Here is a 15,597-nt window from a genome sequence, read left to right on the forward strand (position 1 = left end):
CGCCGCACCGCTCGAAAACGGGAGTCGCCATGTCCTCCGCAGTGATCACCCAGGAGCGAAGGGGAGCGCGCCACAGGACCGGCCGCACCACCCGCACCCCGGCCCCGGCGGGTACGGCCGGGACAACGCGGACACCAGGGGCGGCCACGACACCGGGTACGGCCGGCACAGTCCCCGCCCCCGCCGCGGCCGTCCCCGGCGGGCGGCCCGGTCCGGACCCCGTCCTCGTGTGGTCCTGGGCGGAGACGGCGGCGACGGCCGGGTACGGCCCCGGAGCGGCCCAGTTCCTGTGACTCCCCCGGCGGACCGGGCACGCCGAGGGCGTCCCGGGCGCCCGCCCGCCCTCCTCCCCCGGGCCTCGTGAACCTCACACCCTCCCCGCTCCGTTGTCCCGGTGTGAGGCCCTGATGCCCCGGCGACGGCATCAGGGCCCTGCCGCACCCGGCAGTCAGAGCCCCGCCCGGCACCCGCCGGTCAGCACTGCCGAACAAGCCAGGCGGCCCCCGCAGGTCCCGCTCAGGGGGCCGCCTTCCCGTTCCGGCGCCGTTCCCCGGGCAGCCGGAACCGGACGGTCCCGCCCGCCCCGTCCACAGGCGGGCGGGACCAGGGGACCGGAGGGCACCGGACCAGGGGCCACGGCGCTGGCGGGCAGGCACGTGCGGCACACGTCCCGCCGGACGGGGCGCCACCGGACGGTGACCCCGTTCCGCACCCGTTCACCCCACCCTCACGAACGGGTCTCGTGCCGTCCGGAACCACGGCCTAACCTCACCGGGTCCGCTCCCCGTTCCCGCCCCGCCCGGCTCCGACCCGAACGAGGTCCCCATGACCCTCCGGCGCGCCCTGGCCCTCCTCACCGCCCTGCCCGCGCTCGCCCTCGCCCTCCCGGCGAGCGCGCAGGCGTCCCCCGCCGCTCCCCGGCACCCCGCCCCGCCCCACCAACGGGCCCCCTTCGACCTCCAGGCCCACCGCGGCGGTCTCGGCCTGACCACGGAGGAGTCCCTGGAAGGGTTCGGCAAGGCGCTGCGCCTCGGCGTGAGCACCCTGGAACTGGACACGCAGATCACCAAGGACCGCAAGGTCGTCGTCAACCACGACCGGCAGATCAGCGCCCAGAAGTGCGCGGACACCGCGCCGGTGACGCCGGGCGACCCGATGTACCCGTACGTCGGCAAGTACATCAAGGACCTGACGCTCGCCCGGATCAGGACGCTGGACTGCGGCTACCGGCAGTTGCCCGGCTTCCCCGAGCAGGAGCAGGTCAAGGGCGCGCGGATGGTGGAACTGAAGGACGTCCTGGACCTGGTGAAGCGCTACCGGGCCCGGCAGGTCAAACTGAACATCGAGACCAAGGTGGAGGCGGGCGCCCCCGAACAGACGGCGCCGCGCGCCCTGTTCGTACGCCGGGTGTACGAGGAGATCCACCGCTCGGGCATCGAACGGCAGGTCACCGTCCAGTCCTTCGACTGGGGCGCGCTGAAGGCGATGCACCGGCTCGCGCCGTCGTACCCGCTGGTGGCCCTGACCAACTACGACTTCCTCCAGGTGGGCAGGCCTGGCGCGTCACCGTGGCTCGGCGGCATCGACGCCGACGACTACGACGGCGACTTCGTGCGGGCCGCCGCCGCTGCCGTCCCGGGCCTGACCACGCTCTCCCCCAACTACGGCTTCCCGCAGAACGGCACGGTCGCCGACCCGGGCTTCCGCTTCTACCCCGACGCGGGGATGGTCCACGAGGCCCACCGGCGCGGGCTGAAGGTCGTCCCGTGGACCTGCGACGACCCCGCGACGCTGGCGGCGCTGATGGACCTGGGCGTGGACGGGGTCATCACCGACTACCCGAACCGCGTCCGCGCCCTGATGGCCGAGCGCGGCATGCGGCTGCCGAGGGCCTACCCGGCCCCCCGGCACTGACGGCGGTCCCGGCTCAGGCGGGGCGTTCCCCGCGCCGGTGCGGGTGGGAGGGGTAGACGCCGAGGATGCGCACCTCGGAGGAGAAGAAGCGCAGCTCCTGGAGGGCGAGCGCGACGTTGGGCTGGTCGGGGTGGCCCTCGATCTCCACGTAGAAGCGGCTCGGGTTGAGCCCGGCGCCCATCTGGTAGCTCTCGATCTTGGTGAGGTTGACCCCGCTGCTGGCGAACCCGCCGAGCGCCTTGTAGAGGGCGCTCGGGATGTTGCGCACACAGAAGAACAGGCTGGTCACCGTGGGCTCGTCCGTGCCCGGCCAGGACCCCTGTTCCCGGGAGAGCACCACGAACCGCGTGGTGTTGTCCGGGTCGTCCTCCACCCCCGCGCGCAGCACGTCGAGGCCGTACAGGGCGGCGGCGGCGGGCGGGGCGAGCGCCGCGTGCCGCGGGTCGCCCAGTTCGGCCACCTCGCGCGCCGAGCCCGCCGTGTCGTCGCTGACCAGCGTGCGCCAGCCGCCCTCGCGCAGCAGCTTGCGGCACTGGCCGAGGGCGTGCACGTGACTGCGGACGCACTCCACCTGATCGAGGGAGGCGCCCGGGACGCCCATCAGGTCGAACCGGATGGCGAGGAAGTACTCGCCGACGATGAACAGACCCGACTCCGGAAGCAGGTGGTGCACGTCCGCCACCCGGCCCGCCGCGGAGTTGTCGACGGGGATCGCCGCCACATCGGCCGTGCCCAGCGTCACCGCGTCCAGCGCCTGCTCGAAACCCGTGCAGGGCAGCTCGGTGCCGTCCGGGAACAGCGCGCGGGCGACGGTCGCCGAGTTGGAGCCGCGCTCACCCTGATATGCGACGGTCGTCACCGTGTATCGCCTTCCACCGTGGGGGTCCTCTCGTCGGGCGGCAGCAGGTCCACCGCGTACCGCATGTACTGCAGTATCGGGGTGCTGTCGTCCACCAGGGAAATCAGGGGGTCCTCCGCCGTGCTCCCACGGAAGGCGAGACCGTACTCGTACGCCGCCGAGACCACCTGGTGCACCAGCCGGGCCGCCCGCCGGACCTGCTCGGCCAGTACCGCCTCGGCGGCCGGCCGGTCCCCCGCGGCCGCCCGGGCGACACCGTGCAGCCGCGCCGCCAGGCTCAGCCGCTCGTCGTGCAGGGCGGCGGCCAGCTCGGCCGCCGCGGCGGACGGCGACACCGTCGCCCCCGGAGCGTCGAGCCCGGCCAGGGCGTCGGTCAGCCGCCGCGCGGCGCCGAACGCCATGCCCGCGGCCGCCGCCCACACGAACACCGCGTCCCCGGCCCCCAGCGGCGTACCCGCCGAGCTGGTGGCGAACCCGCCCGGCACGTACACGTCCGCCAGCCGGACCACCGTGCCGGAGCCCGGCCCCCGCACATCCCCTGCGGCGCGGGCCTCACCCGTCGGCCGGGGCAGCACCTTGGACGACACCACGACCACGTCCGGGTCGGCCACCCCGAAGACCTCCCCGGCGTCACCGGCCCGGCGCGGGTGCCCGGTCAGCCGCAGCGCCAGCCACCGGCCGCCGGCCGCCTGTCCCGCCCCCGCCGGTGGCAGCCGCCACTGCCCCGACACCGAGAACCCGCCCGCGACGCCCCGCACGAGCGGACCGGCGCCGGACGGATCCCAGGGGACGGCAGCGGCGAGCGGTGCGGCCCAGTTCCACACGGAGGTGAACGACTCCCACGCCGCCGACGCGTCGGAGTGCCCGTCCCGCTCGTAGAAGCCGAGCACCCGCACCGGATCGGCGTACGGCCCGACGATCCGCAGGTATCGGCCGCGCACGCCGGTCGTCCCCCGCTCAGGCAACCCGCTCACCGGCCTCGTGCGCGCGCTGGTGCTCGTGTGCGTACGCCGCCGTGTGGACGACGTTGTCCAGTTCCGCGCCGCGCGCGAACCGGTGCAGCTGCCGCCGCAGGAAGTCCATGCTGAGCTGCGGGAACGCGTCGGTGAAGGCCGCCACGTGCGGAGTGATCAGGACGCCGGGCAGGTCCCACAGGGGATGCCCCTCGGGCAGCGGCTCGGGATCGGTCACGTCCAGGGCGAGCCGCAGCCGGCCGCCGCGCACCTCGCGGACCGCGGCGGCGGTGTCCAGCAGTTCCCCGCGGGCGACGTTCACCAGCAGGGCGCCGTCCTTCAGCAGCGCCAGCTGTGCCGCGCCGAACATGCCGCGCGTGGCCTCGGTCAGCGGGGCGCACAGCACCACGGCGTCGGCCGTGGGCAGCAGCGCGGGCAGTTGTGCCGCGCCGTGCACGCGGCCCGCGGGGGTCGTCCGCGCCGTCCTGGCCACCAGGACGACCTCGCAGCCGAACGCGCCGAGCCGTGCCGCCACGGCCGCGCCCACGGCGCCGTAGCCGACCACCACGACCCGCTTGCCGGCCAGCGTGGTGCCGGTGACCGGGTGCCGTTCCCGGGCCGCCGGCCGGCGCGCGTAGTGGCCGAGGCCGCGGGCGAGGGCCAGCAGCAGGGTGACGGCCAGTTCCGCGGTGGGCTCGCCCTGCACTCCGCGGGCGGTCGCCAGCCGGGCCCCGGCCGGCAGCAGGTCGAGCAGCGGCACCATGTGGTCGTAGCCGGAGCTGAGGAGCTGGACGACCTCGACGTTGACCGCCCGCGGCAGCAGGTGGGCGAAGACGCGTTCCGACCCGGTCGCCGGGGGCCCGACCAGGAAGCTCACCTCACGCGGGTCGCCGGGCAGCGAGGCGGAACCGTCCCAGTAGCGGTAGGAGAGCCCGTCCGGCAGGCGGGGAACCCGTTCCGGCCGGTACGGGAGCCACACCGTCTTGCCGTCGTTCATCGTGCCTCAGCCTCTTCCGCGTCCCGCCGCGCCGCACGGGCGCGGAACCCTCCGGTCACGTCCGTGAGAACACGTGTGCATGTACTCATTTCGCCAACGTGTGCAAGTCGGCCGAAAGTTCACGTGAGGTACGGCACATCACTTGTCGGGCCCTGCGTGAACCCCGCCGCTGTGCCGCCGCGTGTACCCACCAGGGGGGAACGTGGGTGCGCTCACCCACGAGGACATCGCCCACGAGGAATCGACGTGAACCACACAGCGCCTGGACGGCAAGCCCCCGCCGCCGGCCTCTCCGCCCTGCGGGCCGCCGTCGCGGGCCCGGTGCTCACACCCGACGACGCGGCCTACGCGACCGAGTGCGCCGGTCACAACCTGCTGCACGTGCCCCGGCCGTCGGTCGTCGTCTGCGCGACGCGCACCGAGGACGTGGTCGCCGCCGTACGGTTCGCGGCGCGGCACGGCATGCCCGTCGCGGTGCGCAACGCCGGACACCAGCCGGTCCTCCCGGCCACCGGCGACTGGCTGCTGATCACCCTGCGCCGCATGCCCGACGTCGTCGTGGACGCCGAGCGCCGCACCGTCACCGTGGGCCCCGGCGCCCGCTGGGACCACGTCCTGCCCGAAACGGGCCGGCACGGGCTCGCGCCCGCCTGCGGTTCGGCCCCGGGCGTCGGAGTGATCGGCTACACCCTGGGCGGCGGCATCGGCCCGCTGCTGAGCCGCAGGTACGGGTACGCCGCCGACCACGTGCGCCGGATGGAGGTCGTCACGGCGGACGGCACCGTCCGGGAGGTCACGCCGGGCGGCGAACCCGACCTGTTCTGGGCGCTCCTGGGCTGCAAGGGCAACTTCGGCGTGGTCACCCGCATGGAGTTCGGCGTCTTCCCCGTGCGCCGCTTCTTCGGCGGCGGACTCTGGTTCCGCGGCGAGGACATGGCCCACGTGCTGGGTGTGTGGCGGAGCCGGCTCGAAGGGCTGGACGAGCGCACCACGACCTCCGTCGCCGTGCAGCGTCTGCCGCCGCTGCCCGACCTGCCGCCCGTGCTGCGCGGCGCGTTCGTCCTGCACGTGCGTGTCGGGCATCTCGGACCGGCCGCCGAGGGCGAGCACCTGGTCGCCCCGTTGCGGGCCGCGGCACCGCTCCTGCTGGACACCCTCGCGGAGCGGCCGCACGAGGAGGTGGGCGCCATCCATGTGGACCCGGTGCGGGCCGCGTACGTCACGGAGACCACCGTGGGACTGCGGGAGCTGACCGCCGACACCCTCGCCGCGTACGCGGAACTCACCGGCCCGGACTCCGGCTGCCCGCTCGGCACCGTCGAGATACGCGCCCTCGGCGGGGCTCTGGACCGGGAACCGCCGGTCCCCAACTCGGTGCCGTCGCGGGGCATTCCGTTCGTGACGTTCGCCGTGGGTGCGGCCGGGCCGGCCGGGGCCGGACGGATGACCGGGCATCTCGCCGCGTACGCCCGGAAGATGGCCGCGTGGGGCGACGACCGGAGCATCATGAACTTCCTGTCCCCACAGGCGGCGCGGGAGGAGGCGGACGTGCGCCGGCTGTTCGGAGGACAGCGGTACGACCGGCTGGCGGCGGTCAAGCGCCGCTACGACCCGGAGAACATGTTCCGCCTCAACCACAACGTCCGGCCCGCGTAGGCCGGCGGCCCGCCGGCCGCGAGGCGGCTCCCGGCCGGGCGCGGACCGTGCCCGGGCCGGGTTCACCTCGCTCCGGGCGGCTCCGGCGCCAGGACCGGCGCCTGCTCAGGCTGGTCAGGCCTCCGCGCGCCGCGGCAGCCGCCAGTTGGGCCGCGGGAAGTGGCAGGTGTAGCCGTCCGGGTAGCGCTGGAGGTAGTCCTGGTGTTCCGGCTCGGCCTCCCAGAAGGGACCGGCGGGCACGACCTCGGTCACCACCGGTCCGGGCCACAGCCCCGACGCGTTCACGTCGGCGATGGTGTCCTCGGCGATCCGCCGCTGCTCGTCGTCCAGGTAGAAGATGGCGGAGCGGTAGCTGTCGCCGATGTCGTTGCCCTGGCGGTTCTTCGTGGTCGGGTCGTGGATCTGGAAGAAGAACTCCAGCAGCGTGCGGTAGTCGGTCGCGGCCGGATCGAAGGTGATCTCGATCGACTCCGCGTGGCCGTCGTGGCGGCGGTAGGTCGGGTTCGCCAGCTCGCCCCCGCTGTATCCGACGCGTGTGCCGAGCACGCCCGGGAGATTCCGGATCAGCTCCTGCATGCCCCAGAAGCAGCCCCCGGCCAGCAGGGCCCTCTCCTCGACGTCTGTCATGACATCTCGCCTTTCTTTCCGCATCTCTTCTTGTCGAACAGCCTCGCACATGGCCCCCGTCCGCTCACACCGCCGACGGATCGGCGCGATGGTGGTGCGGTGGCGTGCAGGGGGTGTGCGGCGGTCGAGCCTCCTTCCCGGATGACCCTTCGACCTCGATGTCACCCGTTCAGATGGTGACGTCATCATGACAGACGACTACGTCACCAGTCAAGGGGGTGACTTGGGACTCCGAGGGTGCCGCGGCTCTGTCGCCGTTGCGACATGTCCCACCTGTGCCAGGGCAGGCCGGTGACAGCCGCCTCACAGCCATCGGATTCTGTCCAGCGGGTGAACTCCGCTCAGCCCACGAGGGAAGGCATGGCACCGATGAGACAGATCCGCCTGATGGCGGCGACCGCCGCGGGCCTCGCCCTGGCCGCCGGCGCCGTGACGCCGGTGACGGCCGCACCCGGCCCGCAGCCGGCGGCCACACCACGGGCGCACCCGGCAGCAGCATCCGCGAACGGCGCGGCCACGGTCCGCCTGGTCACGGGTGACACCGTCACCGTGGCGAGAGGACCGGACGGCCACCAGACCGCCACCGTGCGGCCGGGCCCCGGGCGCGAGGGCATCGTCTTCCAGACGTTCGAACAGGGCGGTCACATCTCGGTGTTGCCGTCCGACGCCCAGCCCCTCGTCATGGCGGGACGGCTGGACAGGTCCCTGTTCGACATCACCGCGCTCCTCGCGCAGAAGTACGACACCGCCCACACCGACGCCCTCCCCCTGCTGGTCAGCGCCTCCGGCGGCGCGGCGGCCCCGGCCGAACACAGACTCGCCGCGTTCGCCGAGAAGTCAGCGAAGGCAGCGAAGGCAGCGAAGCCGGGTACGTCGAAATCAGCGGGCTCCGGGTCCGCGGCCACCGGGGGCTCCCCGCGGCCCGCCCCCACCCGCACCCTCGCCAGCATCCACGCCCGCGCCGTGCGCGTCGCACAGAGCGACCTGGGCCGCTTCTGGGAGCAACTGGCCCCGGCGGACGGGAAGTCGCGGACCTCCTCCGCGCTCACCGCCGTCCCCCGCGTGTGGCTGGACGGCCGCGTCCACGCCGTACTCGACCGCAGCACCGCCCAGATCAACGCCCCGGCCGTCTGGCAGAAGGGCGACCGCGGCGACGGCGTCAAGGTCGCCGTGCTCGACACCGGCGCGGACCGGACCCACCCCGACCTGGCCGGGCGGATCACCGAGGCCGAGGACTTCTCCGGCAGTTCGGGCACCGGCGACGTGTTCGGCCACGGCACGCACGTCGCCTCGATCGTCGGCGGGAGCGGCGCGGCCTCCGGCGGCACCCGCAAGGGCGTCGCGCCCGCGGCCGACCTGCTGATCGGCAAGGTCCTCGGTGACGACGGGTTCGGCACCGAGTCCCAGGTGATCGCCGGCATGGAGTGGGCCGCGGCCCGGGGCGCCAAGGTCGTCAACATGAGCCTTGGATCGGACCAGGCCAGTGACGGCACGGACGCGATGAGCCTGGCGCTGAACGAACTGAGCCGTACCACCGGCACGTTGTTCGTGGCCGCGGCGGGCAACAGCGGGCAGAACGGCGAGATCACCGTGGGCTCCCCGGGCGCCGCCGACGCCGCCCTCACCGTCGGCGCCGTGGACCGCGACGACTCGCTGGCCGGCTTCTCCAGCCGCGGCCCCCGGGCCGGTGACGGCGCCGTCAAACCGGACGTGACCGCGCCCGGCGTCGGCATCGTGGCGGCCCGCGCGTCGGGCACCACCATGGGAGACCCGGTGGACCGGTACTACACGGCCGCCTCCGGTACCTCGATGGCCACCCCGCACGTGGCCGGTGCCGCCGCCCTCGTCGCCCAGCGGCACCCCGGCTGGACCGGCACGCAGATCAAGGACGCCCTGGTCAGCACCGCCCGCACCATCGAGGGGCAGAAGACCACCGAACAGGGCGGCGGACGCATCGACGCCGCCGCTGCGGCCCTGGGCTCCGTCACCGCCACGGGCGGCCTCAGCCTCGGGTCCTTCCAGCCCGGGGACGGCCCCCGCACCACCACCCTGCACTACACCAACAGCTCCGGCACGGACGTCACCCTCGCCCTCGCCGCGCACCTGACCGACGTCCACGGCCGGGCCGTACCGTCCGCCGCGCTCGGTCTGGCGTCCTCGGTGCGCGTGCCCGCGCACGCCACCGCCGACGTCCCCCTGACCGTGCGCCCCGCGCAGATCCCCCGGGGCACGTACTACGGCTACGTCACCGGCACCGCGGCCGGCGCCGCCGGCGTCCACACCACCCTCGACCTCGCCGTGCACGGCCCCGTGCACCGCCTCACGGTGGTGTCGTACGACGAGAAGGGCGACCGCGTCCCCCTCCAGCCGGTCATCTGGGGCCCCGGCGGCTTCGTTCCCTACACCGACTTCGAGCACGCGGTCGCCGAGGTGGAGGAAGGCACGTACCAGGTCAGTGAGACCTTCACGGTCCGCGCGCACGACGGCGAGGAGATGCGCGCCGTGGTGCTCCCCGAGGTGAAGGTCACCAAGGACACCACCGTCACCGTGGACGCCCGCGCGACCACACCCGTGCAGATCCGCACCCCGAAGCCCGCCGAGCAGCGCGGCGCGATCAGCTTCCAGACGTACCGCGAGATCGACGGCCGCAGCCTCACCCAGGGCACGATGTACTTCGACATCGCCAAGCGCGTCTACGTCAGCCCCACTCCCCCGGTCCAGGACGGCACGTTCGAGTTCTCCTCGCGCTGGCAGCTCGTCGCCCCCCTGCTGGAGGCACGGGCCGCCGGGATGCCCGGCACGCTGGACGCCTACTACATGCCCGCCTCCCCGCTGTTCGACGAGCGCGGCGCCGCCCTGACCGCGGTGGACGCCGGGGACGCGGCGGCCCCCGCGTTCGGCCGGGCCCGGGGGCGCATCGCCGTCCTCACCAACACCACGGGCGCGAGCGAACCCACCGTCATCGCGCAGGCCGCGGCGGCGGGCGCCAAGGCCGTCCTCCTGGTCGACTCCTCGGACATCGCCTGGACCCGCTGGCGGCCGGACGGCGACCGCTGGGCCGTGCCCACCGTCCGCATCGGCGCCACCGCCGGGGCCCGGCTGCTGGGCCTCATCCACCGGCACACCGAGCGGATGACCTTCCACGGCACCGCCCGCAGCCCGTACCTGTACGACGTGGTGCAGGTCAGCGAGCGGGGCATCCCGCGCCACGTCGTCCACACCGTCTCCGACCGCACCAGCGCGGCCGTCCGCACCACCTACGCGGACACCGGCGGCACCGGCTGGATCTCCGAACAGCGCTTCGCCCGGCGCCCGTACCAGCGGACGGCCTGGAACCAGTACAACCGCTACGTGCCCACCGGCTTCACCCGCACCGAGTACGTCAGCGCCGGTGACACCGTCTGGCAGCACCTGGTGCACCACACCACGGCCTTCGACCCCGACCAGACGCTGGCCGTGGGCCTGCGCGACGATCCGCGCACCTACCGGGCGGGCACCCGGTCCACGGAGACCTGGCAGGGTGCGGTGGTCCGCCCGTCGATCCCGGCCGGCACCACGACTCCGACGGTCCGGACGGGCGACGTACTGCACCTGTGGATCCCCGAGTTCACGGACTCCCAGCCCGGTCACTGGTCGCGGCTCGTGGACGGCGGCGGAGACATCGGCGGCCTCTCCGGGACCCGGCAGGCACCCACGGGCGACACCGCCACGGCGGTGCTGTACCGGAACGGGAAGAAGTACGCCGACCTGGGCACCGCCTGGGTGGACGCCGAAGTCCCCGCGGACCAGGCCGACTACCGCCTGGACATGACCACCTCGCGCACCTCCTCCACCTGGCGCTACGCCACCGCCACCAGCACCTCGTGGTCGTTCCGCTCGCGCCACACCGAGCAGGCCGTCCCGCTCTCCCTGCTGCAACTCGACTACGACGTCCCGGTCGACGCGCGGAACACCGTCACGGCCCCGGGGCCGTACGACGTCGGTGTCACCGTCCGCGCCCAGGACGGCGCCGCCGCCCCGCGCGGCGTCACCGTCCGGGTCGAGACCTCGAACGACGACGGACGCACCTGGCGCACGGCCCGCCCCGGCCACCGCACCGGCAACACCTTCCGGGCCGGCGTCGCCCGGACCGGGGGCCACGGCACCTCGTACGTCACCCTCCGCGTCACGGCCGAGGACGCCTCGGGCAACCGCGTCCAGCAGACCGTCCGACGCGCCTGGGCCGAGCACCGGTAGGGGTTCAGGCACAGTCCGGTGAACGGAAGGGCGAGCGGTGATCCGGCCGCTCGCCCTTCCGTCCCTGTTCACCCCTCTTCACGACGATCATCCCCCTCCCCCCTTGCCTTACAGTCTTCAACCAGCACCCACGGCAAGCGGGGAGGACGTGCGGGATGCTGGAAGCCGCTGGAGTCTCACCAGTGCAGGAATCCGTCTACCGCCTGCTCGTCATGTCCGGCCGGGCCACGGTCGACGACATCGCCCGGCGCACCGCACTGCCGCACACCGAGAGCGCGCGGATCCTCGACACCCTGGTCGCCATGGGGCTGGCCGTCCCCACCGACGGCTCCCCCCGGCTGTACCGGGCCGTGCCGCCGGACGTGGCCCTGCTCCCGCGCATCAAGAAGAACGCCGAAGCCCTCGACCTCGCCCGGACGGAGGCCGCCCGCCTGATCGAGACACACCGCGACACCGTACGCCGCCACGACGCCGGGCAACTGCTCGAAGTCATCACCGGCGCCGAGGCGCTGCGCCAGCACCTGAGACAGATCCAGACCCACACGCGCACGGAGATGCTCTGGTTCTGCAAGGCCCAGTACGTGGCCATGCCGTCCGGCAGCAACGCGGAGGAGTACGAGGCCCTGGCCCGGGGCGTGCGCTACCGCGTCCTGTACGAGCAGGCCTTCTTCGACGACGAGGGCGCCGTGGACAACGTTGCCATGGGGATGCGGGCCGGCGAGGAAGCACGCTCCGTCCCGACCCTCCCGCTGCGCCTGGCCATCGCCGACCGCTCGGTCGCCCTCTTCCCCCTCGTCCCCGGCGGCCCCCACGGCAGCCCCGACGAGCCGACCACCGCACTGGTGCGCGACAGCAACCTGCTCAGCGCCCTCGTCGCCCTGTTCGAAAGCTACTGGGAGAACGCCGTCCCCCTGCACCTGACGGACACCGACGGCTCCTCCCCGGTCCTGAGCACCGAGGACGCGGACACCCGCGCCCGGCTGTCACCGACGGACAGCAAACTGCTGTCGCTGCTCGTCGCGGGAGTGGCCGACAAGGCGATCGCCTCGCACCTGGGCCTGAGCCGGAGGACCGTCCAGCGCCGCATCCAGGGTCTGATGGAACGCGCCGGCGCGGAGACACGGATGCAGCTCGCCTGGCAGGCCGCCCGGCGTGAGTGGCTGTGAAACACATATCTCCCTGGACGGTCCGCCTCGCCTCTGAGCAGCACAAAGAGTCCGCCCAAAGGAGCACCGACCGTACGGACTTGACATCCATATGGTGAAACGTGTGTTGTGGCCACGATCGGCCGCCCCCACACGACCAGGCCACCACAGCTCACACCTGGACCCGCGTCACGGCTTTCACGGGTGTGAGTTGCGACCAGAAATGGAAACCTGCCATGTCAAGAGCCCGCCATTTCGCGCTGGGGTCAGTGCTGAGCACGACCGCGGCCGTGCTCATCGTCTCCGCCGGCAGCACCTTCAGCGCGTACGCGGCGAGCCCGCAGTCCTCCGTCACCCAGCAGGGCGCTTTCCACCCCAACCCGAATGCGGCCGGCAGCCGGGTGGACTCCCCCTGCCAGTTCTCCGTGAACGGCCACGACTGGCTGCCGAGCAGCGAGGCGCGCAAGCTCAGCCTGGCCTCCGGCGCCGACGGCAAGCTGCACATCGGCGTCCGCGCGGGCAAGTGGGACAGCTGCACGGTGTCCCTCGCCGCCTACCTGACCCACGGCCCGACCTGGCAGACCTCCGGCAAGCAGGAGTTCCTCGACTTCGACACCGTCAAGGTCTCGCACGGGGCGACCGGTCAGCTGGCCATCACGGCGCCCGGCAAGGACTGCTTCACCCAGATCGACCTCTACCGCGGCGACGTCAAGCACGACGGAAAGACCGCCGATCTGCCGGAGGGCCCCAACCACCCGGTGTTCACCGGCAACCTCATCGCGGCCTGGCAGGGCGGGAGCACCGTGTGCCAGGTCCCGGAGACTCCCTCCACACCGCCCACCGTCCCCTCCCCCTCGACCTCGGCCTCGACCCCGCCCGCCGAGTCGACGCCGCCGACCGGGACGACCCCGCCCGCGACTCCGACGCCCACCGCGTCCCAGCCCTCGGCCCCGGGCACCCCCACCCCGTCGGCCTCGGCGCCGTCCACTCCGCCCGCATCCTCCTCCACCTCCCCGGCCGCGGCCGTACCGGTTACCGCCCGGCCGAGTCAGTCGAGTGATTCGTCCACCCCTCTCGCCGAGACGGGCAGCAGCAACACCGTGCCGCTCACAGCGGGAGCCGCGGCTCTGGTGGCGGTGGGCGCCGGTGCATTCGTGGTCGCACGGCGGCGGCGGGCAGCTCAGAAGGGCTGACGAGACACACGTTTCCGCAGCCAGGTGAAGTCTCGTGTGAATCGTGGTTCCGACTTACCATGGTGAACGGCAAAGGCGGAACCGGGCTGCGGCCGAAACGTTCCCGCCCGAGCGGGCCCGCCACAGGCAAGGTTGGCTGGGTCTCGGCTTAGACGAAGGAAAGTACATGGCAAGCGGCACCGTGAAGTGGTTCAACTCCGAAAAGGGCTTCGGTTTCATCGCCCAGGACGGTGGACCTGACGTCTTCGCGCACTACTCCAACATCGCGGGCAACGGCTACCGCGAGCTGGTCGAGGGCGAGCACGTCACTTTTGACGTCACCCAGGGCCAGAAGGGCCCGCAGGCAGAGAACATCGTCCGCGGCTGACCGTTCGCGCGCACAGGGCTCTGTCCCGCAGAATCGTTCTGAGCGAAGAATCGAACAGATCGAACAAGCTGCGGGACATTGACCAGACAGCAGGAAAGACGTCCTGCGGATCGCACCTCATGTACATCACGTCAATGAGGGACGATCCGCAGGACGTCTTCTGTTTCCTGGAGTCTTCTGCTTCCGGGGACGGCCCGCTTGCCGGACGTGCTCGCCGGTCGGCCGGTTCCCCGAGGGGCCGGCCTTCCCGGAGGGCCTGCTTTTCCGAGGGACCGGTCCTCTTCCGGCCGGTCCTCTCCCAGCCGGTCCGTTTCTCCGGCCGAGCGGAACAGGATCAGGTCGCGCGGCGGAGCGGAACGACGACCCGCTCCCCCAGCCGGCCCGGAACGATCCGGTAGTACTTGATGTGACCGATCTTCTCGGTCTCCTCCAGCCACCCCAGACCGATCACCTGCTTGCGCGTCCGCGAGAACACGGGCGGCGCCATCCCCACCAGCTGGGCCAGCTGCGCCGCGGTCTCCAGTACGGCACCGGAGCGGTCCGTCGGGTGCAGGGCGTACAGCATGACGACGAGACGCTGGTTGGCGGTCATGCCGGCCGTTGCCTCAAGCAGCTTGAGGTTCTGCTGCTTGTCGTCACTGGTCACTTTGCCTCCCACCGTGCTGGAGTGTTCTCGTCGAAGCCCGGGATGTCCGGCGGATTGCACGTCCTCACCGCTTCACGCTGCTCCAGCCCTGTTCCATGGAAGGCAATGTACGGGCTGATGCGGTAGAAGTTGTAGTTGCCGATGCGTCCTCGGACGATCAGAACCCGATGCTTGGCCAGCTTTCTGTTGATCTTCCCGACCGCGTCCGTCGACATCCCCACCCGCTTGGCGATGTCCGCTCCCGTGGCCCTCAGTGGCTCCATACCCTCGGGCGACACACCGATCCACCACAGAACGAGGAACTTCTGACTGGGCGTGAAGGCCTTTGACTCGGTGATGGCCTCCACTCGCGCCTTGTCCACTTGTGTATGCCTGCCGGAGAAGGCATAAGGCGCGTAAGGGACCGGCTCGCCGGTGTCGGCGTCGACCAGTCTGCGTACTGCTCCCAACAGGCCCTCCATGCGTGGGGCATTGATGCGCTGTTCATCCAGGGCGACCCGCAGGCCGACCATATGAACCTAACGTACATGAGCAGGAAGTCAATCAACTCCGCTCGTCGACCGTGTCGCTTGTCCTCCACACAGGGCACCGCCGGTCCACCCCATGGCTCTCGTCCTGCCCAGACATGTACGTGACGTCAATCTGCCGCTGTTCTGGAACAGCGGTGCCCAGTTCCCTCAGACGTACTGGCAGTTCCTGGGAACCGGGTGACAGATCGACGAACAGCGGTGACAGATCAAGGAATCTGGGTGATCAGTCCGAGGGAACCGGGTGCCCGGTTCCCTCGACCGCCCATAACGATCGGCCGAACTGCCTGCCAGTTCTGAGGATCTTGGTCCGGCCGGGCGTTTACGCAGGTCAGAGGCGGTTTCGGCAGAGGGCGCTCTCTTACTTCGTCCAACCCACCGTGGGCCCTCCGCCTGCCTGCCCTCTCCGACACCGACGCGGACCCCACTGTTCCTGTACCACGGAAAGTCAGCCACTACGCGCCCGCGCCCGACGAC

General features: G+C 72.3%; 13 protein-coding genes. 7 read left to right on the forward strand and 6 right to left on the reverse strand.

Features of this window, described 5'->3' with window-relative positions:
- Positions 1-29 precede the first annotated feature (29 nt).
- Entirely contained in the window at positions 30-293 is a 264-nt protein-coding gene (locus AC6I72_RS36085; RefSeq protein ID WP_498005838.1) for a hypothetical protein, read from the forward strand.
- Positions 294-825: 532 nt separating this feature from the next.
- Complete coding sequence (locus tag AC6I72_RS36090; protein ID WP_498005840.1) at positions 826-1,914, forward strand: glycerophosphodiester phosphodiesterase family protein; 1,089 nt, start codon at positions 826-828, stop codon at positions 1,912-1,914.
- Between the two features lie 13 nt (positions 1,915-1,927).
- Here AC6I72_RS36090 and AC6I72_RS36095 read toward each other — a convergent pair whose 3' ends face one another.
- Genes AC6I72_RS36095 through AC6I72_RS36105 form a run of 3 tightly spaced genes read right to left on the reverse strand, consistent with a single transcriptional unit; the run spans position 1,928 to position 4,723 of the window.
- Positions 1,928-2,773, reverse strand: a complete 846-nt coding sequence (locus tag AC6I72_RS36095; protein ID WP_498005841.1) for a prephenate dehydratase — start codon at positions 2,771-2,773, stop codon at positions 1,928-1,930.
- Positions 2,770-3,714, reverse strand: coding sequence for a hypothetical protein (locus tag AC6I72_RS36100; RefSeq protein ID WP_498005843.1), 945 nt, complete (start codon positions 3,712-3,714; stop codon positions 2,770-2,772). Before AC6I72_RS36100 ends, AC6I72_RS36095 begins: the two co-directional genes overlap by 4 nt.
- A gap of 16 nt (positions 3,715-3,730) precedes the next feature.
- Positions 3,731-4,723, reverse strand: coding sequence for an NAD(P)-dependent oxidoreductase (locus AC6I72_RS36105; RefSeq protein ID WP_498005845.1), 993 nt, complete (start codon positions 4,721-4,723; stop codon positions 3,731-3,733).
- 246 nt (positions 4,724-4,969) lie between these two features.
- Here AC6I72_RS36105 and AC6I72_RS36110 point away from each other — a divergent pair, with 246 nt between their 5' ends.
- Complete coding sequence (locus tag AC6I72_RS36110) at positions 4,970-6,379, forward strand: FAD-binding oxidoreductase (RefSeq protein ID WP_498005847.1); 1,410 nt, start codon at positions 4,970-4,972, stop codon at positions 6,377-6,379.
- 114 nt (positions 6,380-6,493) lie between these two features.
- Here AC6I72_RS36110 and msrA read toward each other — a convergent pair whose 3' ends face one another.
- The gene (gene msrA / locus AC6I72_RS36115; protein WP_498005849.1) at positions 6,494-7,006 is read right to left on the reverse strand and encodes a peptide-methionine (S)-S-oxide reductase MsrA; all 513 of its coding nucleotides are present in this window, start codon (positions 7,004-7,006) and stop codon (positions 6,494-6,496) included.
- Positions 7,007-7,375: 369 nt separating this feature from the next.
- Here msrA and AC6I72_RS36120 point away from each other — a divergent pair, with 369 nt between their 5' ends.
- The 4 genes from AC6I72_RS36120 to AC6I72_RS36135 all read left to right on the forward strand — a co-directional run bounded on the left by AC6I72_RS36120 (position 7,376) and on the right by AC6I72_RS36135 (position 13,947).
- Positions 7,376-11,242, forward strand: a complete 3,867-nt coding sequence (locus tag AC6I72_RS36120; RefSeq protein WP_498005851.1) for a S8 family peptidase — start codon at positions 7,376-7,378, stop codon at positions 11,240-11,242.
- A gap of 155 nt (positions 11,243-11,397) precedes the next feature.
- On the forward strand, positions 11,398-12,408 hold the full coding sequence (locus AC6I72_RS36125; RefSeq protein ID WP_498005852.1) for a helix-turn-helix domain-containing protein: 1,011 nt from the start codon (positions 11,398-11,400) through the stop codon (positions 12,406-12,408).
- A gap of 215 nt (positions 12,409-12,623) precedes the next feature.
- Positions 12,624-13,580, forward strand: a complete 957-nt coding sequence (locus tag AC6I72_RS36130) for an LAETG motif-containing sortase-dependent surface protein (RefSeq protein WP_498005854.1) — start codon at positions 12,624-12,626, stop codon at positions 13,578-13,580.
- Positions 13,581-13,746: 166 nt separating this feature from the next.
- Positions 13,747-13,947 carry a cold-shock protein gene (locus AC6I72_RS36135; RefSeq protein ID WP_037863297.1) on the forward strand — a complete coding sequence of 67 codons (201 nt, stop codon included), beginning with the start codon at positions 13,747-13,749 and terminating at the stop codon, positions 13,945-13,947.
- Between the two features lie 334 nt (positions 13,948-14,281).
- Here the strand turns inward: AC6I72_RS36135 and AC6I72_RS36140 are convergent, their stop codons facing one another.
- Positions 14,282-14,593, reverse strand: a complete 312-nt coding sequence (locus AC6I72_RS36140; protein ID WP_018569291.1) for a cyclic nucleotide-binding domain-containing protein — start codon at positions 14,591-14,593, stop codon at positions 14,282-14,284.
- Positions 14,590-15,042: a MarR family transcriptional regulator gene (locus AC6I72_RS36145; RefSeq protein WP_037863325.1), complete on the reverse strand. Its 453-nt coding sequence runs from the start codon at positions 15,040-15,042 to the stop codon at positions 14,590-14,592. The genes AC6I72_RS36140 and AC6I72_RS36145 overlap by 4 nt, the downstream gene beginning before the upstream one ends.
- Positions 15,043-15,597 lie beyond the last annotated feature (555 nt).

The organism is Streptomyces sp. Xyl84 (genome assembly GCF_059731885.1).

Excerpts from the sequence above, each read along its gene's own strand:
- AC6I72_RS36090 (WP_498005840.1), top strand. The coding sequence starts at position 826 with ATGACCCTCCGGCGCGCCCTGGCCCTCCTCACCGCCCTGCCCGCGCTC.
- AC6I72_RS36135 (WP_037863297.1), top strand. The coding sequence starts at position 13,747 with ATGGCAAGCGGCACCGTGAAGTGGTTCAACTCCGAAAAGGGCTTCGGT.
- AC6I72_RS36085 (WP_498005838.1), top strand. The coding sequence starts at position 30 with ATGTCCTCCGCAGTGATCACCCAGGAGCGAAGGGGAGCGCGCCACAGG.
- AC6I72_RS36130 (WP_498005854.1), top strand. The coding sequence starts at position 12,624 with ATGTCAAGAGCCCGCCATTTCGCGCTGGGGTCAGTGCTGAGCACGACC.
- AC6I72_RS36125 (WP_498005852.1), top strand. The coding sequence starts at position 11,398 with ATGCTGGAAGCCGCTGGAGTCTCACCAGTGCAGGAATCCGTCTACCGC.
- AC6I72_RS36120 (WP_498005851.1), top strand. The coding sequence starts at position 7,376 with ATGAGACAGATCCGCCTGATGGCGGCGACCGCCGCGGGCCTCGCCCTG.
- AC6I72_RS36105 (WP_498005845.1), bottom strand. The coding sequence starts at position 4,723 with ATGAACGACGGCAAGACGGTGTGGCTCCCGTACCGGCCGGAACGGGTT.
- msrA (WP_498005849.1), bottom strand. The coding sequence starts at position 7,006 with ATGACAGACGTCGAGGAGAGGGCCCTGCTGGCCGGGGGCTGCTTCTGG.